The sequence below is a fragment of the Neobacillus sp. Soil_C_43 genome, assembly GCF_057656715.1.
In genome coordinates this window covers 39,002-64,224 of record NZ_JBDGJV010000024.1, presented here as the reverse complement: position 1 = coordinate 64,224, position 25,223 = coordinate 39,002, and the positions used below count along the sequence as shown (strand labels likewise).

General features: G+C 37.5%; 23 protein-coding genes and 1 other annotated feature. Of the genes, 21 read left to right on the top strand and 2 right to left on the bottom strand.

Annotation, left to right across the window (positions count from 1 at the left end; genetic code table 11):
* Window positions 1–523: 523 nt before the first annotated feature.
* The 16 genes from bcaP to AC3A54_RS23030 all read left to right on the top strand — a co-directional run bounded on the left by bcaP (window position 524) and on the right by AC3A54_RS23030 (window position 15,674).
* Entirely contained in the window at window positions 524–1,939 is a 1,416-nt protein-coding gene (gene bcaP / locus AC3A54_RS23105; protein ID WP_487656360.1) for a branched-chain amino acid transporter BcaP, read from the top strand.
* Window positions 1,940–2,113: 174 nt separating this feature from the next.
* Window positions 2,114–3,349: an ATP-binding protein gene (locus AC3A54_RS23100; protein ID WP_487656359.1), complete on the top strand. Its 1,236-nt coding sequence runs from the start codon at window positions 2,114–2,116 to the stop codon at window positions 3,347–3,349.
* A 202-nt stretch (window positions 3,350–3,551) separates the two neighbouring features.
* Complete coding sequence (locus AC3A54_RS23095; protein ID WP_487656358.1) at window positions 3,552–4,793, top strand: ATP-binding protein; 1,242 nt, start codon at window positions 3,552–3,554, stop codon at window positions 4,791–4,793.
* A 200-nt stretch (window positions 4,794–4,993) separates the two neighbouring features.
* Window positions 4,994–6,154, top strand: a complete 1,161-nt coding sequence (locus tag AC3A54_RS23090) for an HD-GYP domain-containing protein (protein WP_487656357.1) — start codon at window positions 4,994–4,996, stop codon at window positions 6,152–6,154.
* Window positions 6,155–6,319: 165 nt separating this feature from the next.
* Window positions 6,320–7,507, top strand: a complete 1,188-nt coding sequence (locus AC3A54_RS23085) for a hypothetical protein (RefSeq protein WP_487656356.1) — start codon at window positions 6,320–6,322, stop codon at window positions 7,505–7,507.
* A gap of 155 nt (window positions 7,508–7,662) precedes the next feature.
* On the top strand, window positions 7,663–8,745 hold the full coding sequence (locus AC3A54_RS23080) for a hypothetical protein (protein WP_487656355.1): 1,083 nt from the start codon (window positions 7,663–7,665) through the stop codon (window positions 8,743–8,745).
* Window positions 8,732–10,900 carry a molybdopterin oxidoreductase family protein gene (locus AC3A54_RS23075; protein ID WP_487656354.1) on the top strand — a complete coding sequence of 723 codons (2,169 nt, stop codon included), beginning with the start codon at window positions 8,732–8,734 and terminating at the stop codon, window positions 10,898–10,900. The genes AC3A54_RS23080 and AC3A54_RS23075 overlap by 14 nt, the downstream gene beginning before the upstream one ends.
* The gene (locus tag AC3A54_RS23070) at window positions 10,901–11,461 is read left to right on the top strand and encodes a 4Fe-4S dicluster domain-containing protein (RefSeq protein WP_007086371.1); all 561 of its coding nucleotides are present in this window, start codon (window positions 10,901–10,903) and stop codon (window positions 11,459–11,461) included.
* Between the two features lie 11 nt (window positions 11,462–11,472).
* Window positions 11,473–11,997: a Rieske 2Fe-2S domain-containing protein gene (locus AC3A54_RS23065; protein WP_335548630.1), complete on the top strand. Its 525-nt coding sequence runs from the start codon at window positions 11,473–11,475 to the stop codon at window positions 11,995–11,997.
* On the top strand, window positions 11,987–12,178 hold the full coding sequence (locus AC3A54_RS23060; RefSeq protein WP_335548629.1) for a hypothetical protein: 192 nt from the start codon (window positions 11,987–11,989) through the stop codon (window positions 12,176–12,178). The genes AC3A54_RS23065 and AC3A54_RS23060 overlap by 11 nt, the downstream gene beginning before the upstream one ends.
* A complete protein-coding gene (locus tag AC3A54_RS23055) occupies window positions 12,171–12,482 on the top strand; it encodes a hypothetical protein (RefSeq protein ID WP_487656353.1) in 312 nt (103 codons plus the stop codon). The genes AC3A54_RS23060 and AC3A54_RS23055 overlap by 8 nt, the downstream gene beginning before the upstream one ends.
* On the top strand, window positions 12,469–12,750 hold the full coding sequence (locus AC3A54_RS23050) for a hypothetical protein (protein ID WP_309866731.1): 282 nt from the start codon (window positions 12,469–12,471) through the stop codon (window positions 12,748–12,750). The genes AC3A54_RS23055 and AC3A54_RS23050 overlap by 14 nt, the downstream gene beginning before the upstream one ends.
* Before the next feature lie 43 nt (window positions 12,751–12,793).
* A complete protein-coding gene (locus AC3A54_RS23045; RefSeq protein ID WP_487656352.1) occupies window positions 12,794–13,462 on the top strand; it encodes a sensor histidine kinase in 669 nt (222 codons plus the stop codon).
* Between the two features lie 13 nt (window positions 13,463–13,475).
* Window positions 13,476–14,129 carry a response regulator gene (locus AC3A54_RS23040; RefSeq protein WP_335548626.1) on the top strand — a complete coding sequence of 218 codons (654 nt, stop codon included), beginning with the start codon at window positions 13,476–13,478 and terminating at the stop codon, window positions 14,127–14,129.
* Window positions 14,130–14,144: 15 nt separating this feature from the next.
* Entirely contained in the window at window positions 14,145–14,597 is a 453-nt protein-coding gene (locus AC3A54_RS23035) for a GAF domain-containing protein (RefSeq protein WP_487656351.1), read from the top strand.
* Between the two features lie 15 nt (window positions 14,598–14,612).
* The gene (locus AC3A54_RS23030) at window positions 14,613–15,674 is read left to right on the top strand and encodes a PAS domain-containing sensor histidine kinase (RefSeq protein ID WP_487656350.1); all 1,062 of its coding nucleotides are present in this window, start codon (window positions 14,613–14,615) and stop codon (window positions 15,672–15,674) included.
* Between the two features lie 39 nt (window positions 15,675–15,713).
* On the opposite strand, the gene AC3A54_RS23025 is transcribed toward AC3A54_RS23030, so the two are convergent.
* A complete protein-coding gene (locus tag AC3A54_RS23025; RefSeq protein ID WP_487656349.1) occupies window positions 15,714–17,369 on the bottom strand; it encodes a glutamine--tRNA ligase/YqeY domain fusion protein in 1,656 nt (551 codons plus the stop codon).
* Between the two features lie 199 nt (window positions 17,370–17,568).
* On the opposite strand from AC3A54_RS23025, the gene AC3A54_RS23020 reads away from it, so the two are divergent.
* On the top strand, window positions 17,569–18,552 hold the full coding sequence (locus AC3A54_RS23020) for a Gfo/Idh/MocA family protein (protein WP_487656362.1): 984 nt from the start codon (window positions 17,569–17,571) through the stop codon (window positions 18,550–18,552).
* Window positions 18,553–18,590: 38 nt separating this feature from the next.
* On the opposite strand, the gene brnQ is transcribed toward AC3A54_RS23020, so the two are convergent.
* Window positions 18,591–19,931, bottom strand: coding sequence for a branched-chain amino acid transport system II carrier protein (brnQ, locus tag AC3A54_RS23015; protein ID WP_487656348.1), 1,341 nt, complete (start codon window positions 19,929–19,931; stop codon window positions 18,591–18,593).
* A gap of 58 nt (window positions 19,932–19,989) precedes the next feature.
* Window positions 19,990–20,236, bottom strand: a binding site (T-box leader).
* Between the two features lie 237 nt (window positions 20,237–20,473).
* On the opposite strand from brnQ, the gene AC3A54_RS23010 reads away from it, so the two are divergent.
* The 4 genes from AC3A54_RS23010 (at window position 20,474) to kynB (ending at window position 24,775) form a co-directional block, all read left to right on the top strand.
* Window positions 20,474–21,490, top strand: a complete 1,017-nt coding sequence (locus tag AC3A54_RS23010; protein WP_487656347.1) for a 4Fe-4S binding protein — start codon at window positions 20,474–20,476, stop codon at window positions 21,488–21,490.
* Between the two features lie 145 nt (window positions 21,491–21,635).
* Entirely contained in the window at window positions 21,636–22,001 is a 366-nt protein-coding gene (locus AC3A54_RS23005; protein ID WP_487656346.1) for an SCP2 sterol-binding domain-containing protein, read from the top strand.
* A gap of 68 nt (window positions 22,002–22,069) precedes the next feature.
* On the top strand, window positions 22,070–24,028 hold the full coding sequence (locus tag AC3A54_RS23000) for a WG repeat-containing protein (RefSeq protein ID WP_487656345.1): 1,959 nt from the start codon (window positions 22,070–22,072) through the stop codon (window positions 24,026–24,028).
* A gap of 126 nt (window positions 24,029–24,154) precedes the next feature.
* Window positions 24,155–24,775, top strand: a complete 621-nt coding sequence (gene kynB / locus AC3A54_RS22995) for an arylformamidase (protein ID WP_487656344.1) — start codon at window positions 24,155–24,157, stop codon at window positions 24,773–24,775.
* Window positions 24,776–25,223 lie beyond the last annotated feature (448 nt).

The window sequence follows — 25,223 nt, the reverse complement described above, 5'->3', positions numbered from 1 at the left end:
GTCTACTTTTCACTTAAGAGAAAGCAAGAAAGTCGATGTAGACGGCTCCTACGTCTACTTTTCACTTAAGAGAAAGCGAGAAAGTCGATGTAGGCGGCTCCTACGTCTACTTTTCACTTAAGAGAAAGCAAGAAAGTCGACGTAGGCGGCTCCTACGTCTACTACTGACAGAGTAGAAGGATAAAGCAGTAACATTTATCGGAAGACAAAACAAATTCTAACAACTTGTATGGTTTCAGATGGTGCTAATGTTTTGTTATATAAGTAATAAGGTCAGAGTCTTTAAAGGAAAACATAAGGATAATTAACGATAATTTACATATAAAAAGTATTTTAATCTACTAGAATAATAATTTTGGCGTTTTAGATATTGATGTAATTAATTTACAAGGAATTATTTTCAAATTATTTTATTTTTCAAAATATATTGCTTTTTGTGTAAAATAAATATATTATTTCGATATAGATTTTTTAAATGTTTTTTCGGAAAATTTAATTAGTTTTTTCCAGGGGGATTTTACCTATGAATTTATTTAGAAAGAAGTCGATTCAGGCTCTTATTCAAGAAGCTGGTCAAAAAGATGTGACCTTAAAAAAGGAACTAGGAGCCTTTGATTTATCTATGCTTGGTATCGGGGCAATTATTGGTACGGGAATCTTTGTTCTAACAGGAGTCGCGGCTGCTGAACATGCAGGGCCTGCATTAATCCTTTCCTTCATTTTATCTGGGTTGGCATGTGTATTTGCTGCACTTTGTTATGCGGAATTCGCTTCAACTGTTCCTGTATCAGGGAGTGCGTATACGTATAGTTATGCTACCTTTGGAGAGCTCATTGCCTGGATCTTAGGGTGGGATTTAATTTTAGAATATGGACTCGCTTCATCTGCAGTTGCGAGCGGATGGTCTGGTTATTTTCAAGGATTGCTTGCAGGTTTTGGAATTCATTTTCCCAAAGCCTTAACCAGTGCTTACGATCCAGCAAACGGGACATTTATTGATGTTCCAGCTATTATTATTGTTTTTGTTATTACTCTACTTTTAACACAAGGTGTAAAAAAATCAGCTCGTTTTAACACGATTATGGTAATTATTAAGTTAGTTGTCGTACTTTTATTTATTGGTGTTGGTGTATGGTATGTGAAGCCAGGAAACTGGACTCCATTTATGCCGTTTGGTTTTTCTGGTGTAACAACGGGTGCAGCAACAGTATTCTTTGCCTATATTGGCTTTGATGCGGTATCTACTGCAGCGGAGGAAGTAAAAAATCCGCAGAAAAACATGCCAATAGGAATTATTGCTTCATTGTTAGTATGTACTGTTCTTTATATCATTGTTTCTGCTATTTTGACGGGAATTGTCCCTTATCAACTGCTTGACGTGAAAAACCCTGTTGCCTTTGCTCTTAACTACATCCATCAAGATTGGGTGGCTGGCTTCATTTCACTAGGAGCTATTGCAGGTATCACAACTGTATTGCTTGTTATGCTTTATGGCCAAACTCGCCTATTTTATGCAATCAGCCGTGATGGTTTGTTACCAAAGGTTTTTTCAAAGGTTGATAAGAAGAAGCAAACTCCAACAGTTAACTCTTGGATTACTTGTTTATTAGTTTCTTTCTTTGCTGGTTTAGTCCCACTAGGAAGACTGGCGGAGCTGGTAAATATGGGTACATTATTTGCCTTTATGACAGTTTCAATTGGAATCTTATACCTTCGTAAAAATAAACAAGCACCAAAAACGGGCTTCCGAGTACCATTTGTTCCATACATTCCGATTCTAGCATTCGTATTCTGTGGATATCTAGCACTTCAGCTGCCAGCAGTATCTTGGATCAGCTTTGGCATTTGGCTCGTAATCGGATTGTTTGTGTACTTTGGATACGGGCGTCAGCACTCAACCTTGAACATCTCTAGTAACCACATGAGAAAAGTAAGTTAATTGTTATAAAAAGACAAGGACCTGCAATTGTTTGCAGGTTTTTTTGTGGAATTTAATCGAAAAAATGTCGAATTTTAGTGATTTTTATTAGATTAATCCTAAAATAATTTGAGGGATAATGATAGAATAAAATTAAGTTTAAAAGAAATATATAGAATTTAAGGGAGTCGCACAATGAAAGACTACATCAATAGCCCCCAATTAATTGTGGAAGAGAAGAAAGCAGTAAGATTATTCATATGGTTATTTTATATTGTTTATCTTTCATTTGATCTTTTTACTTATTACTTATTACCAAACTCTTTAAAAAATAATAAGGTTGGGAATCCAGAAGAAGGATTAGGCTTTTGGATTTATTTGTTTATTATTGCTATTTTACCTATTGCCATATGGATTATTAAAAAGGGCAACATATATCTAGTAAAATACATCTATTTCTATAGTTATGTTTGTTTAGATTTTATTAATTCACTAAAAATTTATTTAGGAAGTACAGAACCATTTGCAAGTGGACACATAGTCGAAGTTTTATTTGTTCTTTTTTGTCCGGTTTTTGTAAGTAAAAAATATTTTTGGACCGTTACATTGGGAATGATTAGCAAGTATATTGTTCTAGGCGTTATCTTACAGGATATTCAAGTAATTATTCCGACAGTTATTTATGCAATATTAACAGGAATTGCTTATGTTATCTTAGTTCGGTTTTATTCATATATTCGATCTTTAACAAGAGTTCATGATGAACTCCTAAAAAAAGAAAGGTTAGCAATTATTGGGCAAATGGCTGCAACTATCGGGCATGAAATACGTAATCCTCTATCATCACTAAAGGGATTTACACAGCTTCAACAGGAACAATATCCAAATACAAATGATTTCTACCCCATTATGATTCAGGAAATTGACCGGATAAATTCTATTGTTAATGATTTAATGTACATTAGTAAACCTAGGACTGTCAGTTTTGAAAAGGCTAGTATTGAGGAAATTATATCGTATACTCTATCAATCACCCAGCATCAAATTGAAAGACAAGGGATTACAGTCGAAACCATCATAGCTAGTTCGTTACCTCTGATTGATTGTGATAGTAAACAACTAAAACAGCTATTCTTAAATTTGATTAAAAATGCTATCGAATCAATGCCTGAAGGAGGAGGAATAAACATAAAAGTAAAGGTTGAAAAACAGAAAATGTTCATCTGCATCCAGGATGAAGGTTATGGAATTAAGGATGAGAACATTCCTAAACTAGGTGAACCGTTTTTCACAACGAAAAAGGAAGGAACAGGGTTAGGGTTATTAGTGACCAATCAAATAATTAAAGAACATTCAGGTGAATTGAACATCCAAAGTGAACCAAAAAAGGGCACAAGTGTGAATATCATATTACCAATTCATCAGAAGTAAAGATATTAATTATCAAGTTAATTACCCTATAAAATTAATATGAAGAGGACCTGCAATGGAATGCAGGTCCTTTTGTTACATATAATCGAAAAATGTCGAAATTTAGCAATGATTTTTGAACTTATTGTCAAATTATTGGAGGAAAGATGATAAAATAGAATTAAGTATGATTGAACTATATTTATCTTGAGGGAGTAACAAAATGAAAGAAAGCATCAAGAATCCGCAATTAATATTAGAAGAAAGGAAAGCAGTAAAGCTATTTTTGTGGTCGTTTTATATAGTTTATTTTTCTTTTGATATTCTTACATACTATATACTACCTAGGACCTTTAAGAGTGAAAAAATGGGAAGTCCTGGGGAAGGGTTAGGTGTTTGGATCTATGTTTTATTACTGATCCTTTTACCAATAACGATATGGATTGTTAAGAAAGGAAATCTCTATCTAGTAAAATATATTTATATCTACAGCTATTTAGGTATAGATTTTTTTAACACTTTACTAATCTACATAGGTAATCCTAAACATTATACCAGTGGGCATATTATAGAGGTTTTATTTGTCCTCTTTTGCCCGATTTTTGTGAGCAAAAGGTTTTTTTGGACAGTTTCTTTAGGGATGATAGGTAAATATATAATCTTAGGATTGATTCTGCAGGATCTACAGGTGTTCATTTCTATAATTATATATTTAATTTTATCAGGAATTGCATATGTTATGCTGATACGGTTTTACTCGTATATAAAATCCTTAACCAATGTACACGATGAACTTCGCAAAAAAGAAAAGTTAGCTGTTATTGGACAAATGGCTGCAGCGATTGGTCATGAAATACGTAATCCTCTTGCATCTCTAAAAGGATTTACCCAACTACAGCAAGAAAGATACCCAAATACAAACGATTTCTATCCCATCATGATCCAAGAAATAGATCGTATTAACTCAATTGTTAATGATTTGATGTACATTGGAAAACCTAGAGCAGTCAAATTCGAAAAAGCTAGTATTGAGGAAATTATCGCTTATACCCTATCAATCACCCAACAACATGCTGAGAGGCAAGGAATTACAGTTGAAACAATCATAGCTGGGCCTTTACCGCCGATTGATTGTGATAGTAAACAACTAAAACAAGTATTCTTGAATTTAATAAAAAATGCTATCGAAGCAATGCCTGAAGGAGGATGTATAAAAATAAATGTAAAAGTTGTAGAAAAACAGAAAATGTATATTTCTATTCAAGATGAAGGCTGCGGAATTAAGGATGAGAACATTCTTAACTTAGGAGAACCGTTTTTTACGACAAAAGAAGATGGTACGGGACTAGGATTAATGGTAACTAATCAAATAGTTAAAGAACACTTTGGAGAACTTAATATCCAAAGTGAACCTGAAAAAGGGACATCTGTGGAAGTGATTTTACCCATTACTCATTATCCATAAGAGGTAAAGAGATACAGAATAAGTGGTAATATTATACAATTTTCGATAAAATATTTCTATTTTATACATAAATCTTGTTAATTTCCTTGTATTTAAATGAATGTAAATGTTTTATAATGTAGGAAAGTGTCAAAAAAGTATCTGTATTTAGTGAGATTTATTTTATTAAAACTATGACTACCTTTATGAGAGGTTTACTAATGAAAAAATTGATAGATCCTAACATAAGAAATGAAGAGGCCCAGACGTTAAAATGGTTTTTAATTTTATTTTATATAATAACTATATCCTTTGATATAGTTTATAATTTCCTCACACCTAAAGATGATACAACAGGGAAAATATTTTACTGGGTATATTTATTTATGTTTGCATTAATCCCAGTAGCGCAACACCTTATAAAAAAGCAAAAATCTTACTATGTAAAATATATCTATTTTAGTAGTTATATACTAATCACAATTATAAACGAAATCATTACTTATAGTGGTCACGCAGATGTCTATAAGGGTGGTAGTGCAGGAGAGATTTACTGGCTATTACTATCACCTATTTTTGTAAGTAAGCCATTTATGATAGTTGCTTCAGTTGGATTACTTTTGAAATATGTTTTTATTGGATTAGTTATCAAACCCCCAATAGTATACCTAGCAATTTTATTAGTGAGTACGTTATCTGTATTCTCATTTGTCCTATTATCCCGTTTTCAAGCCTATGTAAATGCAATAAAAGCATCGTATGATCAACAGCTTACTGGTATTGTAAAGGGAGTAATAGCTACTCTTGAGCTTAAAGACCCTTATACAAGGGGCCATAGTGAACGTGTGGCGAGCTATGCTCTTGAACTAGCAAGAGCCACTGAGAGATATTCGGAAGAAGAGTTAAAGTCATTTGAATTTGCTTGTCTACTTCATGATATTGGGAAGATTCATATACCAGATCAAATCTTAATGAAACCTACGAAGCTTACAACAGAAGAATATGAAATTATTAAATCTCATACTAATGTGGGAGCTGAAGCAGTTTCAAAAGTTATTCAATTAAATAGTAGTATTGAAGTTATTCGCTCACATCATGAACGTTGGGATGGTAAGGGGTATCCAGACCAATTAAAAGGTGATGACATTCCATTCCTTGCCCGAGTTGCAGCGGTAGCAGATGCCTTTGATGCAATGACATCCAATCGATCCTATAGAAACGCATTATCCGTTGATGAAGCTTACAAACGGATAGTAGATGGTAGAGGCACCCAGTTTGATCCTGAATTAGTGGATTTATTTCAAAAGACTTATCCAGTATGGAAAAAACTCCATGATAAATCTGTTAAAGAGATAAATGTAGAAAATGCTATTGTTAAGTAAGCAACTAATTTAAGGAGGTGATTTCCTTGAAAATTCGTAAATTAAAAAAGATTAAGGTGACGGGTTGTTGGATTTGTTTTTGGGGATAAGTTTTTTACAGGATGCTAGCAATATTCATAGTATCCTGTTTTTATTTATAGAATCCTAGTTAGGAACGGTGTTAAAATGGAGATTACACTTAGTTCAATTCTTACATTAGTCACCATTGAAATTAGGGAAGAGAAAAAACACTATATAATAGAAGATATAAATTCCGGCGAGTACTATGAATTGCCGAAGATTTGTATTGATGCTATTACTCTGATAAATAATCGTGAATCTTTAGGGAGTATCGAGCACTCACTTAAGGAAGAATATCCAAACGAAGAAGTAGACCTCATTGATTTTGCTGAACAGCTGCTACAGCTTCAGCTCATTGCTGAAATTGACGGAGTAAAAGTAATTTTACCAGAGAAGAAAAAAGAACATTTGGGTTTCCAGTGGATTTCACCTATACTAGGGAAATTCTTTTTTAATAAGACGGCAATGATTTTCTATGTTGGTTTATTCATTATTAATGTGTTCTTGTTAATAAACAATCCAAATCTTTTCCCACACTACAGGGATATCTTCATATTTGATTACATGGTATTAAATATCATAACGTGGCTTGTGGTGACATTTTGTACCGTGCTTATCCATGAATTTGGTCATATTCTAGCAATGAGGGCAAATAATCTCACTACTAGATTAGAAGTTGGCCACAGGTTAATATTGGTCGTCCTTGAGACAGATATGTCTTCAGTTTGGAAACTGCCATCTAAAGATCGAAATGTTTTATATCTGGCTGGTCTTTGTTTTGATATGGTTATTCTCTTCGCTGCCTTACTTAGTCAGGTGATTTTTACAAATGGATCAGGGATTTTCCTGAGTATCATGTCGCTCGTAGTATTAGATACCTTTATTCGTCTCGTATATCAATGCTGTATTTACATGAAAACCGATTTATATTACTTCTTTGAAAATGTAACTGGCTGTTATAACTTGATGGAAAATGCCCAACAGATGATTAAAAGATGGTATCCTTTTCTTAAATCCCAGAAAACGGAAGAAGTTGTTTTCGAAGGGGAAAGAAGGATGATCTTCACCTACTCCATTTTTTATTTCATTGGCGTAGTTCTAACGCTCAGCTTATATGTTGTTTTTTATGTTCCACAATTATTGTTTGCCGTGAAAAGGGTTATGCCAGGCTACTTGGAAGGGCCGACCTCTCTTCCATTTTGGGATGCAACTTTATTCACAGTGCAAATGTTATTTGGATTGATCTTGTTAATTTATTCTTGGAGGAAAAAATATCTTCTTCGAGAGCGATAATTCTTCTTTGTGACAGACTTTTGTCTAAAATTGAATAACTAGGGGTTTTTTCCCCCCATGATAGGGGAGTTCCCCTATATAGATAACACTGCTGTTTTTCTTACAATTAGAGTAAGAAAACGGAAGTGTTATTTTTTTTATAGGAGGAACTCCAAATGCAAGCGAATATCTCAACGACTAAAAACCAAGGACGTTCGGTCAATGATGCATTTGCATCACATTTTGCTAAATCAATGTTTTTAACGGTTGTCGGACTTGTGATTTTAACCTTTATCGGCACAAGAATGTTTACACATGTCGACTTAAATCTATATGGATATATGATTGGAACGATCGTATTTATCGGCGGTTTCTTCTACCGATTTATTGCTTGGGGCGAAAGACCACCAACTAAAATCTTTATTAAAAAGGGTTTGAAGCTCATTTTTAGAAAAAGCACACCTAAAACGGCTGTTAGCCATTTAGCGATTTATGATTTCATCCGCAACCGGGGAATTTACCGCTGGGTTCAGCATATTTTAATTGGATGGGGCTGTGTGCTTGCTTGCCTTGTCACTTTCCCACTCGTCTTTAGCTGGATGTACTTCACAATGGAAGACAATGGCTACTATACAATTGTGTTATTCGGAATGAATATTATGCAGGTTAAGGCAGATGGAATCATCGGCTGGTTATCCTATAATGCGTTAAATATTGCAGCGATTATGGTTACGGCCGGTGTTTGTATGGCTCTTTACCGCCGTATGAGAAATATGCAAGCAAGAGCGGAACAAAAGTTTATGTATGATTTCTTGCCCCTGTATCTATTATTGTTTATTTCCATTACTGGACTTTTATTAACAGTCCAAAACGTATTTCTACATGGCTGGATGCAGCCACAGATGTCAATCATTCACCAATTCTCAGTCATAGTTACTTTAATCTACCTGCCATTTGGAAAGCTTGCTCATATTCCTTTCCGTCCAATGAGCGTGTTTGCAAGAAACTACCGTGAACATTATGGAGAACAACATATGAAAGAATGTAAGGTATGCGGAGAGAAGTTTGTATCAGTTGAACAATCAAACGATGTAATCCAAGTATTGGGAGTCAATGAGATGGAATTCGATATGAAGGATGGCTTCAATCTTGCAGAATTATGTCTTCCATGTCGTAGAAAATATCGTATTTCAAGATTCTCAGGATTCGCAACGCACCAAGTGAAGGTCAAGGAGGCAAATCAGAATGCAAAGGGATAAGTTTTTTAAAGAAATAGAAAATGTACGTCATCCAAATGAAACGCTCGTAAAAACACACTGCAGCTATTGTGGAATGCAATGCGGGATGAATTTACGTGTAAATACAAAAACAAACAAGATTATTGGGGTTGAACCACGTTATGATTGGCCGGTAACGGTTGGAAAGATGTGTCCTAAAGGGGTAACGGCTTACCAACAAACAAATCATGATGATCGGATCTTAAAACCATTAATTAGAGACGATGCGTCTTTAAAGGGTACAAAAGAAGGTTTCCGGGAAGCAACTTGGGATGAAGCTTATGATTTAATTGCGAAAAAGTTCGGCGAGCTACAAGAAAACTACGGGAAAGATACATTATCTGTTTTCAGTGGTGTATCCATGACCAATGAAAAATGTTATTTAACCGGAAAATTTGCTCGTGTTGCTATGCAAACACGTTATATTGACTACAATGGCCGATTCTGTATGTCTAGTGCGGCAGGTGGCTTCCTTCGTTCTTTCGGAGTGGATCGTGGTTCGACACTACCATGGACAGATATCCACGAAACAGATTGCTTGTTTATTGCGGGAAGTAACACGGCTGAATGCCATCCGACTTCGATGTTCCGTGTTTGGCATGTACAAGAGAGAGGTGGTTACTTAATTGTAGCTGATCCTCGTGAAACACCAATTGCGAGAAGAGCAGATGTTCATTTGGACTTAAGACCAGGAACAGACTTAGCACTTGCGAACGGAATCTTAAATTTATTAATACAAAATGGTTTTGCAGATGAAGAATTTGTTAACAAACATACAAATGGTTTTGAAGAAACAAAAGAATTAGTGAAAGAATTCACTCCTGAATATACAAGTCAGATTACTGGTGTTGCTCCAGAGAAGATTATTCGTGCAGCTGAAATTTACGGTAAGGCACCAAATGCTGTTGTCATGTTTGCTCGTGGAATCGAGCAGCAGCATAAGGGTGTGGATAATGTATCAGCCTACACAAACATGGCGCTTGTCACTGGGAAAATTGGCCGTCCAAAATCAGGTGTCGCGACATTTACAGGTCAGGGGAATGGTCAAGGTGGACGTGAGCATGGACAGAAGTCAGATTTACTTCCTGGCTATCGTAAACTTACTAATCCAAAACACGTTGAAGAAGTGTGCCAGGTTTGGGGAATCACACCGGATGAAATGCCAAAACCAGGTGTTTCAGCATATGAAATGTTTGAATTAATGGAGCAAAAAACAATCCGAGGGTTGTATCTACTTTGTTCAAACCCAGCTGTATCTGCACCAAACTTAAACTTTGTTCGTAAAGCGATGAAAGGCTTGGACTTTATGGTTTGTGCAGATTTCTACCTTTCAGAATCAGCTGAATTCGCCGATGTTATTCTCCCAAGTGTGACTTGGTCTGAGGACGAAGGGACAGTAACAAATATTGAAGGCCGTATTATCAAGATTAATAAAGCACAAGAGCCAATTGGTGAATCAAAGCCAGACTGGCAGATGCAGGTAGAACTTGCGGAGCGCCTTGGAAGAGGAAAGTATTTCTCTCATTTAAAAACAGCAAGAGATGTAGCCGATGAGTTCCGCTTAGCATCAAAAGGTGGCTATGCAGATTATTATGGTGCCACATGGGATAAGATTGAAAAGCAAGATGGTGTATTTTGGCCTTGTAAAGATGAAAATGACAAAGGAACTCCACATATGTTCTTAGATAAGAAATTCTATCATCCAGATGGGAAAGCAAAAATTTGTGCCCTACCTTACCGTCCACCTGCTGAAGAGCCATGTGAAGAATATCCGCTTCGCTTAACAACAGGCCGTGTGGTGTATCATTATCTATCTGGAAATCAAACACGCCGAATTCAATTTTTACGTGATATGTGTCCAGAGCCATATGTAGAAGTACATCCAGAAACAGCAGCTAAATACAAGATCGAGCATGAAGAATATGTTCTTCTTTTTACTCGTAGAGGCAAAGCAGAATATAAAGTGAAAATTACGGAAGCCATTAGAAAAGATACGGTATTTGTTCCATACCATTTCGGTCACGATAAATCTATTAATCTCTTAACCATTGCGGCTCTTGATCCAATTTCTCGGATGCCGGAATTCAAAGCGTGTGCCGCACAGATTGAAAAACTAGAAATGAAGAAGGTGCAGTAAATGAAAAAGAGGCTATATTTAGAACTTGAAAACTGTATAGGATGCCGCTCCTGTTTGGCGGCTTGTACACAGTGCGGAGGACATGAGGAACGTAACCGTAACTATGTTTACGATGTGAACCCGCTTGTTAACCGTCAAACGATGCCTCTTATGTGCCTTCACTGTGTGAATCCAGCATGTGCAAGAAGCTGCCCGGCACAAGCCATTCAAATTCACGAAACAGGTGCCGTACTATCGGCTCTTGTGGAAAAGTGTATTGGCTGTCAAAACTGTACGATTGCCTGCCCATACGGTATACCGAAGTTTGATACCGAGCAGAATTTAATGTATAAGTGCGATCTATGTATTGACCGTACAAAGGATGGCATCCCGCCAATGTGTGCGAGTGTGTGTCCATCTAATACTCTTCAATGGTTAACCGATGAAGAAATTGAAGCAAAACAAAAGCAGTTTAATTTAGATAATGGTAAGTGGGTAACAAGCATGCCTTATTTAGAAGGCGAAACAAACGTAAAAGTGAATCTTCCTGGTATTTTACAGGGCGTCACTAAATTGTTTTAGGAGGGATTAACATGACTGATAAGAATAATAAAATCCCGTTCGAAGAAGATAACTATACTCATAATATAAACCGCAATAACGAAAGAAAATTAGACCGTCGTGGATTTATGAAAACATTGGTTGGAGCTGCAGGAGTATTTGCCGTTTCCTCTCTTCCATGGGGAGTGTTAGCAGCAAAAGAATTGAATGGGCTAGGAGACAAAAAATATCCAAAGCAGAAAATTGTTGATGTAAAGGCTTTACCAATTGGAGATGCGGTTGACTTTGCATTCCCAGGTGAACATGACAGCGCGATTTTAATCAGACTGTCTGAAAAAAAATACGTTGCCTACCAAAATGCTTGTACACATCTACGTTGTCCTGTGTTTTGGAAAAAGGATGAAGGCGAAATGCTATGTCCGTGCCACCATGGTAAATTTGACGTAGAAACGGGGGCGCCAATTGCCGGTCCGCCTAGACGTCCGCTTCCTGAAATTTATGTAAAAGTAGAAAACGGTGCCGTTTATGCCGTGGGGGTGAAGCGTTATGAAGCGTAGTTATATCCCTGTGGCATTTCTACTAGCCGTATTGATGCTCAATATTATTTTTACACAATATATGGTTCATCAATATTTCTACGAAAATTATACAAATACGATTATTGCTGCTGTCATTAACGTGGTCTTATTTCCAGTCGCAATCCTCATTTATAAAAAAGGTGTGAAGGTCAATGACTAGTGAAACATATATAGATTTTTGTTTCGTCCGTCCGGAAGCAGGCGATTTTATTACAGAAATTGATGAGTTATTGAAGAGTACCTTTGCAAAAAAACGGTTGAATTGGTTTTTGGAAGAAAAAAAGATAGATGGAGCAGAAATGGTTGTGGCTGAAATTAAAGGGATGAGTGATTGGTCATCCGAGGAGGAAACCATTCAGTACATCGAGGAAAATGCTGGCGAGAAATTTTGGGAGTATCTTCAGGGCTATAAGATGTTCATCTATCCTGTATTGAGAGGGTGTAATAGCTGTGGAACTCATTAAGTTAGAGGATGTAGAACGATTTGTGGGTGTACCTGTTGAAATTGCCATTCAAGACTCCGAGGGTGGAGATCAAGCTCCAACGGTCAAAAAAACAGTGAAAAAAGTGCAATACTGTCCAGATGGCACTCATATTCGTTACTATTTTGACGATTTCTATTTTCTCGCGGTGCCGTTAGCAAGTGAGGTAAGTCAGTCAGAGAATCAATGGTCTGCATTTGACCAGGAAAGCGGCTTAACATATACAGTAAAAAAGGTTCAGGTCTTTTAAAAAGAACCTGCCTTTTTTTATAAGGAAAAGTAGGAGGTGCAAAATGGATCAATTGAGATCAAAACAGCAGCAGATCAGCTCATATATTATTCAGTCACAAGAAGAAGAAATTAAACGAATCGCTTTGGAACTGCACGAAGGCGTCGGACAAAATCTGTATAGTATATTAACCGGGTTACAGTTTATTGAAACAGGTGCAAACGAACCGTTCATGAAAAATTATGTCCGCGAAATGTCGCAGTTGATAGAGAAGACAATCCAGGAAATAAGGCTGCTGTCTGTGGAATTGCATCCGCCTACCCTAACCACTCTCGGTTTACTTTCCGCAATGAAGAGCTATATTAAGTTATATACTTCCACCTTTGGAATTCTTGTAGACCTAGAATCCACAGGTGAAGAGAAAGACATTCCAGAGAAAACGAGTATTACAGTATTCCGTGTATGCCAAGAGGCGCTTGCGAATATTGCTAAATATGCAGATACCAGCAATGTGAAAATGAATTTTATTTGGTTTGAAAATATGTTAAAAATTACCATTAATGATTATGGCAAAGGATTTCGACCAGAGGAACAAGACGAAAATCATCCATCATCAGGGCTTGAAGCTATGAAAGAAAGAATGCTTCTAACTGGCGGACAGTGTAACATTTCCTCTAAAATAGGAGAAGGAACATGTATAGAACTATCTCTTCCGTTATTAAATAGGGAATAAAGGGGAGCTAAGAGTGATAAAAATCCTGCTGGTTGATGACCATGCCGTAGTTCGAATGGGCTTAAAAATGCTACTAAACACAAATCCAGAAATGGAAGTGATTGGTGAAGCATCGGAAGGCAATGAAGGGATCAAAAAAGCCTTGAAGCTTAATCCAGATGTGGTAGTCATGGATTTAAGTATGCCTCATGGAAAAGATGGGCTGTCGGCAACGACAGAATTAAAAAAGCAAAAGCCAGAGATCAACATTTTAATCTTAACGATGCACGATGATGAAGAGTACCTATTTCGTGCCATTCAAGGGGGAGCATCGGGCTGTATTCTAAAAAGCGCCCCACATGATGAGCTCATGTCAGCCATCGAATCTGTTGCAAAAGGGGATGCGTATCTTCATCCTTCTGCAACAAAGCGATTAATGGAAGAATATCTAAGTAGTATGAAACAAGATGGTAACGATACGTATAATCTTTTATCTGAGCGTGAGAAAGAAGTCTTAACCTTGACAGCAAAAGGGTACGCCAATAAAGAAATTGCGGAACAACTTGTCATCAGCGTGAAAACAGTGGAGACCCATAAAGGCAAATTAATGGAAAAACTTCAGATGAAAACGAGACCTGAACTGGTGGAATATGCAGTTAGAAAAGGGTTGTTAGGCTATGGCATATAAGGAGAATAACGTGAGATGAATGAGATAAAAGAAATTCCCGCGGTGATTGAGGTATGTAATCAGCTATTGACTGAGGTTAATTGCGATTTTGTTTCCTTGGCCCTACAAAATGAAGTGGGTCCTGATGTAAGATGGCATTATGCATCGGGCAATCTAAATGAGAAATACAAAAGAATAACCGTTCGTTTTGGAAAGGGTATCGCTGGAAAAATTATCTCAAGTGGCAGTCCAATGATGATGACTGATTTTCCAAACGGCATCCTTGGAAAAGTGACCGATCATCCCATTATGCTTGCTGAAAAACTTGTATCCGCCTACGCGGTCCCTTTATTTTTTAATTCTGTTCCAAAAGGGGTATTGCTGATCGGAAATAGAGAATCAACCGTATTTACTGAAGTTGAACAGCAAAAGGTATATGATTCCGCAATAACCTTGGAACAGATATTAAAGGACCAAATCCTATTATAGATGCAGGAGGTAGTTATGGAAAAAGAAATGGACCAGCCTGCAGACAAGCTAGCAGACCTTGAATTAGAGTTAAAAAAATCCATGCAGGAATTGGTAGATATAAAGTTTGCTCTTGATGAATCTTCGATCGTAGCCATCACGGATTCTCGGGGGACTATTACATATATAAACGATAAATTCTGCCATATCTCTAAATACTCTAGAGAAGAGTTAATGGGCAATGACCATCGAATCCTAAATTCTGGATATCATTCTAAGGAATTTTTCAGAGAGATGTGGAGAACTATCGGAAACGGAAACGTTTGGAAGGGTGAAATCTATAATAAGGCAAAAAATGGTGAGTATTATTGGGTAGATACGACCATCGTTCCTTTTTTAAACGAGCAGGGTAAGCCTTATCAATATTTAGCTATTCGCTATGAAGTAACGGCAAGGAAAAGGATAGAACAGGAACTTCAAAAGATGATGACAACGATTATTGATGTGCAGGAGGAAGAGAGAAAGCGGTTCTCCAGAAACTTGCACGATGGCATTGGACAAAACCTATACAGTCATCTAATTACAATTAATCGTTTAATGGCTGAACTCGACCATCCATTGCTTCAGCAAATGCAAAAAGAAGCGACCCAATTAATTGAAGAGATTCGTGAAATCTCGTGGGAGCTTCGGCCATCAGTCCTTGATGACCTTGGATTAGTGCCGGCGATTCGTTCTTTCCTTTCTCGGTTTTCTGATCATTACAATATCGATGTGTATTTTGATTGTGTCTTAAATCGCCGCCTCCATATTAATATTGAGCTGACGATTTATCGGATTATTCAGGAGGCATTAACAAATATCAGAAAGTATGCTGAAGTTTCAGAGGCAAAGGTGACAATTAGAGAAATGGATGACCATATCAGGGTGATGATTGAAGATCAAGGTGTAGGCTTTGATAGGAATAACCAGTCCTCTGGTGTGGGACATTTTAGTATGGATGAGCGCGCCCGGTCGGTAAACGGTGAGCTAACCATCGTTTCATCAATTGGAAAGGGAACAAAGATTATTTTAGAAGTTCCAATTTTAATAAGCAAATAGAAAAGGCTGACTCCTTACATCTTGGAGTCAGCCTTTATATTATATTTTAAATGAACTCTTCAACGAAACAATTCTGTTAAACACAAGCTTATCTACTGTCGTATGTTTCGGATCCACGTTAAAGTAACCATGTCTAAAGAATTGGAACTTTTCCTGTGGTCGGCTTTCCTTCATGTTTGGCTCAACGAAGCCTTGTAACACCTCAAGGGAATTTGGATTGACATGATCTAGGAAAGTTTTTCCTTCATCACTTTCATCCTTATCTGCATCTAAAATGAGTGGCTCATACAGGCGGAATTCAGCAGGAACAGCATGAGTAGATTCTACCCAATGAATCGTTCCTTTTACCTTTCTTCCAGTAAATCCTGTTCCACTCTTTGTTTCAGGATCGTACGTGCATCGTAGTTCGACTACTTCACCATTCTCATCCTTAATGACTTCCTGACAGGTAATAAAATATGCATTTTTGAGGCGGACCTCATTGCCAGGGAACAGACGGAAGTATTTCTTTGGAGGCTCCTCCATAAAATCGTCTTTTTCAATATAAATTTCACGAGAGAATGGGATTTTCCGCATACCCATTTCAGGATTCTCAGGGTTAATTTCCGCATCCAGCAATTCAATTTGACCTTCTGGATAATTGGTGATAACCACCTTCAACGGATTAATGACACCCATCGTACGTGGTACCTTTAATTTTAAATCCTCACGAACAAAATGCTCGAGCATTTGCGAATCAACCGCACCAGAACCCTTATGAACGCCAGTTTCACGAACAAACGCACGAATCGATTCAGGTGTGAAACCTTTGCGTCTCATCCCAGAAATAGTTGGCATACGTGGGTCATCCCAGCCATCAACAAACCCTTCCTCGACCAATTGCTTCAGTTTACGTTTACTCATAACTGTATTCGTTACATTCAAACGGCCAAACTCAATTTGCTGTGGTGTGCTTTCCATTTCGCATTGTTCAACCACCCAGTTATAAAGAGGGCGTTGATCCTCAAATTCGATCGTACAAATGGAGTGAGTAACCCCTTCAATCGCATCTTCAAGTGGGTGAGCAAATGCGTACATCGGGTAAATACACCACTTATCACCTGTGTTATGATGGGTCGCATGCGCAATACGGTAAATAACAGGGTCACGTAAATTGATATTTGGTGATGACATATCAATTTTCGCACGAAGAACCTTTTGACCATTATCATATTCACCCGCACGCATCTTTTCAAATAACTCCAGGTTTTCCTCAATAGTACGGGTACGGTAAGGACTGTCTTTCCCTGGCTCTGTCAATGTTCCACGGTATTCACGAATTTCATCTGCAGACAAGTCATCCACATAGGCTAGTCCTTTTTTAATTAAAAGAACGGCACGATTATACATCTCTTCGAAATAATTGGATGCAAATAATAAGTTATCCCATTCGAATCCAAGCCATTTAACATCTTCCTTAATGGAGTTTACATATTCGATATCCTCTTTTAACGGATTGGTATCGTCAAAACGTAAATTAGTCAGCCCGTTAAACTCATCAGCCAAGCTAAAGTTAATGAATATAGATTTAGCATGGCCAATATGTAAATAACCGTTCGGTTCTGGCGGGAAACGAGTGACGATTTTATTGTGCTTTCCGGATTCTAAATCTTTTATCATGATATCCTTAATAAAATTTGATGTGTGATTGTCCACCCTTTTCAACCTCTTTCATCTTATCTATTATCTATTATCTATAAATACCATAAATACTGATATTTTTCCATTGTTCCCAACTATTCTTGCACAAAACTAATTGGTAATAAAAAAATATTTTCTTAAAATTAGTAAGCAGGTCTTTAATGCGTTAAAATGATAAGTTGAAAAGTACATAATTGAAAGAGGTAATAAGATGATTAACTTTGCTACAGTTGGTACAGGATGGATTACGGACTCTTTTATCCAAGCAGCAAAACTCAGTGGGGAGTTCCTGTTAGTAGGGGTTCATTCACGCACAGAAGAGAAAGCGAAGCAGATGGCCGACAAGCATCAGGCTGCTTATTTTTATACAAATCTAGAGGAGATGGCCAAAAGTGAAGAAATTCAAGCAGTCTATATTGCCTCTCCTAATTCACTTCACTACGAACAAGCACTAACTTTCTTAAAAAATAAAAAGCATGTTATCTGTGAAAAACCTATTTTTTCAAATTCGGCTGAATTGGAAATGGCGTACAAGACGGCAGAGGAAAATGGCGTTTACTTAGTAGAAGCTATCCGTAATATTCATACACCTAATTTCCATATCCTTAAGGAAAAATTGGCAATGGCGGGGCCACTGCGAAGTGCGATGTTACCATATATCAGTTATTCATCTCGTTATGATTTACTCTTACAAGGAGAAGAACCGAATATTTTCTCAGCTGCCTATTCTGGAGGAGCACTTGTTGATTTAGGTGTGTACCCACTTTATTTAGCAGTCTGCTTATTTGGTGAGCCTAAGAACGTCACCTATCAAGCCGTGTTACTCAGAACTGGAGTGGATGGCAGCGGGACACTTGTATTAGAATATGAAGGTTTTGTATGTACCATCCTTTGCTCTAAAATATCCCATTCAGAGCTTCCATGTGAAATTCATGGCGAAAAGGGAAGCTTCTTACTCGAAGATGCGGCACCGATTTCAGAAATTAAATTTATCGATAGCCATTCGAAGGACAGTCAGATTTTGAGTGTGGACCAAGAAGAACAAAACATGGTTTATGAATGTTTAAGTTTTGCCAAGATCATTGAAACGAAGAATGATGAGGAATATACTCGGTTGAAAAATTGGAGTCAGATGGTCCTTAGTATCACTGAAGAAGCACGTAAACAGAATAATATTATTTTTTCTACAGAAAAGTAAAAAATGCCAGTGGAGCTGTTAAATCCACTGGCATTTTCTTATGCAGCTTTCCCTAAATCACGTGCTTTGCTAGGTGATGAAGTGCGATGAATCTTTTCCCAAACCAATCCAGCTAATGCGCCGACGAGCGCAGGAACAACCCAGCTTAAGCCCACAGAAGCAAATGGTAAACTGCTCATAAATGTTTCTAAAAAACTCATCTTTACTCCAAACATTTTTAAACCATCATACAAACTAACCAATCCAGTAAAAAGCATGGACAGGGCATACACCTTTTGTGAACCGCCGAAGAAACGATGAAAAAAGGCAAGTGTAACTAGAACAATGGTTAACGGATAAGCCATAACTAAGAATGGAACAGAGATCGTAATGATCTGGTTTAATCCAAGATTGGCAATTAAAAAGCTTGCTACTGTAACTAAGGTAACCACTAATCGATAACTAAGCTTCGGTGCCACCTTTGAAAAATACTGACCACATGCAATAGTTAAGCCGACACAGGTGGTAAAGCAAGCAAGTGTAAAAATGACCCCAAGAAGGACTTTTCCGCTGTTGCCTAACAATAGGGTGGATGCGGAGGAAAGAATAGCCGTTCCATTATCAAATGTACCGTAACCCGCCATTTTTGCACCCAATAAACCAATGGCGACATAAACAAGAGCAAGAGCTGTACCGGCAACCAAGCCAGCTTTAACTGTATAAGAAGTTAGTTCTTTTTTGCTAGATACACCTTTTTGTTTAAGTGTAGTTAAAACAACAATCCCAAAGGCAAGGGCGGCTAAGGCGTCCATTGTTGAATAGCCATCGATAAAGCCTTTGAAAAGGGATGCAGATTGATAATTTTCTACCGGTGCTTGAAATGGTTTATCTAACTTTAAAAAACCAGTGACACACAGGACAACAATGGATAATAACAGGGTTGGTGTAATAAAGCGGCCCATGTAATCAACGACTTTAGATGGATTTAAGCTTAGTAAGTAAACCAGCAAGAAGAAAACTGCTGTAAAACCTAATAATAGCATGGATTGACTAGCAGAAACATGACCGAGAAAAGGTTTGAATCCCATTTCAAATGCAACATTCGCATTTCTAGGTACACCGAAGAACGGTCCGATGGATAAATAAACGACAACGGTAAAAATAGGACCAAACCATGGGTGCACCCGGCTGCCTAGTGTGTTTACGCCGTCTTTTACTAGTGCAATAGCCATTAGAACTAACAGTGGAAGTCCCACAGCGGTAATAATAAATCCAGTGATGGCCGGCCAGAAAGATGTTCCAGAGCCCATTCCTAAAAAGGGTGGGAAGATTAAGTTCCCTGCACCAAAAAACATTGAAAATAGCATTAAACCAACAAATAACGTATCCTTCTTCTTCATCTTTCTCTCTCCTTTTTCTGAAACAATTTTTATCCAAAACAAAAAGCCCGCCCCTATGGATAGGGACGAGCTAGCTCGCGTTACCACCCTACTTCCGCAATAAATAAAAGCAATTGCGGCTCTCGATCAACGTACCATCATACGTGTCCCATGTTAACGGCGGGCAGGTCGGCAAAGGCTTACTACAATTTTGGGCCTTGCATCTCGGAGATGATTTTCACTTAGTTCCTGACACCGGCTTCCACCAACCGCCGGCTCTCTGAGGTACAAGAAATTTAAGCTACTCTTCTCGTCATCGATTTTAATAATTTTAAAAGATTCTAATAAATATGAATAAAGCAATTATATTATTTTTAAATAATTTTGCAACCCTTTTTTTAAAAAAAATAAAGGTAATCGTTTACATAGTGAAAATCATTTTTGACAGAATTAAGTTGCTAATGTGACATCTTTATGAAATGAAACAGTTCGATGATTAATATCACATACCCTGTTTTTACCGTTCTTTATAGTAAAAGTAATGGAAGAATGGAGGAAATGTGATGAAATCAAAAGCATGGTATAAAAAACAGTTGAAGCGAAAGCCCATTACCATCACAAGATATGTGGTTCAGTCTGTTTTTTTATTATTTTTACTATATGTAGGTGTGCAGTTCTACCGCTTTTATATGTACTTTGAAACGCTTGGAGAAACCACCTTTGTTGAAAGACCTGCTGCGGTTGAAGGCTTTTTGCCAATCAGTGCACTAGTTGCATTAAAGGTTTGGATTAATAATGGGGAATTCGATCAGATTCACCCGGCAGGTCTAGTCCTATTTACCTTTTTTGTAGGAGCAGGAATCATCTTCCGTAAATCCTTTTGTAGCTGGTTCTGTCCTGTTGGGACGATTAGTGAGTGGACGGCAAGGCTAGGAAAAAAGATATTTAAAAGGAATTTTGAAATTCCCACGTGGCTAGCATGGCTTTTATCACCTATCAAATATTTATTGCTCTTGTTCTTCTTGAGTATGGTCATACAAATGTCCACCTATAGTGCAAAAGCTTTCCTAGAGTTGGATTATAATAAAGTTTCTGATGTAAAGATGTTGCAATTCTTTTTAACTATTGGCGGAACAGGTTTAACCGTTATTGCAGTGATTTTTATTCTGTCGTTATTCTTTAAAAACTTCTGGTGTCGTTTCCTTTGCCCGTATGGAGCATTAATTGGTCTTGGTTCCATATTTAGAATTACAAAGATTCGTAGAAATGAAGAGACCTGCACGAATTGCGAAATGTGTACAAAGGTATGCCCGCAGAGGTTAAAGGTCCACAAGGTGGAAGTAGTTAATTCACTTAACTGCACGGCGTGTATGTCCTGCGTGGAAGCTTGTCCTGTTAAGGATACGTTAAATATGACGGTTGTAAATAAAAAGGTCAACAAATGGTTTATTCCTGTCGCTTTCCTAGTGATGTTTATTTTAGTCGTAGGTATTGCAAAACTTACCGGTCATTGGGATACCATTATTTCTTATGAAGAGTGGAAGCAACTGATTCCCGATGCTAATTATGTAGGCCATTAAACTTAAAGAAATGAGCAACCTGTTATGGGTTGCTTATTTTTATGGTTAATAAGTCTGAAAATTTAGAAATAAAGGTTGCGGAATGGAAGTAGCTACCATTATTATGAAACTATATTTGAAAATTAAGGAGGGGCTTAAACAAGCTATGGCCAAAGCAATTGAGGGGTATTCTTTGCCTGAATTAATGAAGCTGATTGAAACAGTGTTAAATGAAAATCCGACTCCGATTGAGGGCGTCTCAGCAAGCTATCAATTTACGATTGAAGGTGAAGAAGAGGGAGCTTATCAGCTGCAAATCGATTCTGGAAAGGCACTTGTAAAAGAACAGAGCGAACCACCAGCTGATTGTACCTTATTGATGTCATTAGCTGATTTTCAGAAATTTTTGTTGGGGAAATTAAATGGTACCATGGCATTTATGACGGGAAAATTAAAAATCAAAGGGGATCTTAGTAAGGCAATCAAAATCGAAAGCCTTCTCCGACAATATGACCTAAAAGAGCATTTATAAAGTCTCTAGATAAACACCCAGTTTACTTTTTTCATATACATATAGAAAAGTAAACTGGGTGTGTTGTTATGTTTGAAAGTAATCTTCAACTAGTGAAATGGATTCAATCCTGCCTTCCCACTGGATCAGAATTACAGAATGTCCTTCGATCTGATGATTTGGATGGTGATGGAATAAATGAAGTGTTTGGAATGTACCGTTACCATCAACAGCTTTATTTATATGTATTAAAAAACTATGCGGGCCAGTATTGGTTCTATTATCCGCTATCAAATGAGATAGTTACTAAAGCCATCCGAGCACTCTCTAATCCTCAAGAAGAAAGGGCTGTCTACCTCTTTCCTGCGCCAATTAAAGAGGTTGGAGGCACCAAGTGGGGCTATATTAATGCGAAAGGGAAATTCGTTCTTCCTCCGGCTTATGAAGAAGCCCAGGATTTTCATGACAATGGTTTAGCCATCATAAGGTTATTGGACAAAGCAGGGGTTATCGATTCAAAGGGATATATTATCGTAAAACCCAAATACGATACGATTCAGCCGTTTTCAGAAGGCCGAGCCATTGTTAATGACCGTCAAGGAACTAAGGTTATTGATGAAAGCGGCAAGGAAATTACAGAAAGAGCCTATTCCGTAATTATGCCCGAGTATAAGGAAGGGCGCGTTGCAGCGGCGATAGAGGATGAACATGGTCAGTATGTTTATGGGTACTTGAACAAAAGAGGTAAGGAAGTCATTCCGCTACTCTATGTTTCTACAAGTGAATTTAAGGATGGAAAAGCAATTGTAAAAACGAAGGAAGGGACCTTTCAGTTAATTGATTTAACTGGAAAGGTGCTGAAGTCCTTTCCATATGCATTTGTCGGTAACTATGGTCAAGGTTTACTATCGTTCAAGAAAACGGAAGATGGCAAATTTGGATTTATTGATGAAGAAGGTAGGATCGTCATAGAACCCCGTTTCACTGATGCAGAACCATTTATAGAAGGGCGTGCCATCGTTGCTTTGTCTGAGGGTAACGAAGCACGCTATGGATTAATCAATCAAAAAGGGCATTTTGTTATTAAACCAAACTACAATAATCTAATCAATCTAGGGGAAAATCGGTTTGCGGTTGGTAAGGAAAGGCAGCAAGAACAGCCCTGCATCAAGTCTATTTATGCGCTGGGAGATTCTGATGGACATATTTTAACCGGTTATATTTTTAATGAAATCACTACTTTTGAAGAAGGGGTGGCTTCTGTATCTGATGACCAACATACTTTCTTTATTGATAAAAGTGGAAGGCGAGTGAAGCACCTGCCATTGGTTAACGGGAGTGGAACATTGCAAGTTGAGAAAACAATGATTAAGAGTGAAGTCGATATGCGGTTGCAATATTTTAGTCTTAACGGTGATTTAATATGGAAGCAAAACACTGTGATCCCCCTAACCAAGCAGTACTTCATTTTAGAACAAAAATATCGGCCCAATAAAGATTATTTAGTTTACTATCCACAACTAAGAGGGATTCCTAATCAGGCAGCCGTGAATGCAGCCTTAGCAAAGCTTGCTGGTGTAAAGCCAGTACCGTCCCATACACAGTTGGAATCCAGCTATGATGGTGATTTTGAGCTTCCTTTTTATCAAAAGGATTTACTAGTAATAGAAATTACCGGGTATGATTATGTATCTTGTGCGGCTCATGGTATGCCCATTTCTAAATACGCGCATATCAATCTTAAAACCGGTACTATGTATCAGTTAAAAGATTTGTTCAAGAAGGCGAGCCCGTTCGTAAAAATTATTGGTGACTTCATTGGGAACAAAATCAAAACTGATGCTCAATATTCCTACATCACACCTGATGATTATCATGGAATTAATGAAGACCAGCCCTTTTTTATTAATGAGAAAGGTTTGAATATTTACTTTAAGCCTTATGAAATTGCAGCCTTTGCTGCGGGATTCCCCACTTTTACAATTCCTTTTGAGGAATTGAAGAGCATCATTAATCAAGCTGGAGGATTTTGGAGATCGTTTCATTGATTGGAAGGCGGGAGGATTATTCCTGCCTTTTTCTTTTCAAAGATGTTGAAAATAACAATAGAAAAACGTTGGTGCTATATGAAATAATGTGAATAAATATCATTGGAAATTGAAGGAGTGAATTTCATGAGGATTTACGATATTTCTAGGAAGTTGGAAAAGGGGATGCCGGTTTGGCCTGGGGATACTTCTTTTCAATATGAGGTATCCTGGCCAATGGAGGAAAGCGGATCCGTTAATGTGGGCAGACTTGAATTAAGTACCCATACTGGCACACATGTCGATGCTCCGTTTCATTTTGATAACAATGGAAAAAGAATCATAGAATTGGATCTAAATCTATACATAGGGCCTGCAAGAGTTGTTGACATGACAGGGAAAGATAGCATTGGAGCAGCCGATGTAAAAGACATTAATCTTGATGGAGTCACGAGAATCATATTTAAAACTCTTGCCTGGAAAAATTCCAACCTATTCCCAGAGAAGATTCCCCATATTGAGCAGGATTTGGCTTCATTTTTAGCGGAGAAAGGGATTAGGCTTATTGGTTTGGATGTCCCGTCAGTCGATCCCATCGACAGCAAAGAGCTGCTTGCCCATCATAGTTTAAATCAACACGGAATTCACATCCTGGAATCACTCCTCCTCGATGAAATTGAACCAGGAGATTATGAACTTATCGCTTTGCCATTGCCATTAGTAGAGGGAGACGGAAGTCCAGTCCGTGCAATCCTTCGTAAAAACTAGATAATGAAAAAGAAGAAGCATGCTCATGCTAACGGATTCCGTTCCCTATCGCAAAACTCAAAATTGAATAGAAAAATGTATAACTAATTGCACCGTATTTTGCGGTGTCTTTTTATTTTTTCTCTGTTAATTTATTTTGGCAGGTGTTCTCGTTTAATCGGAGGAATTCCGCTTATTTTGAAAAAGTAGTGGTTTGAAAGTGAAATAGGCGGAGATTTTCCGCCTAAGTAACCTAAAAAGCCTTAAAATCATGGAAATGCATAGTATAGCAGGAAAAAATCCGCCTATTTATAGGGAAATATGTGAATTTCCTGATTTAGCCGGAATCTTTCCGCCTATTTTTCAATGCCATCAATAGCTCAGCTTAAACTGGAGCTATTTGTATGCAAAAATGTAGGGCAATTTGTAGGGGTACACTGGCTATTGTACCCTACATTTTCATATACAA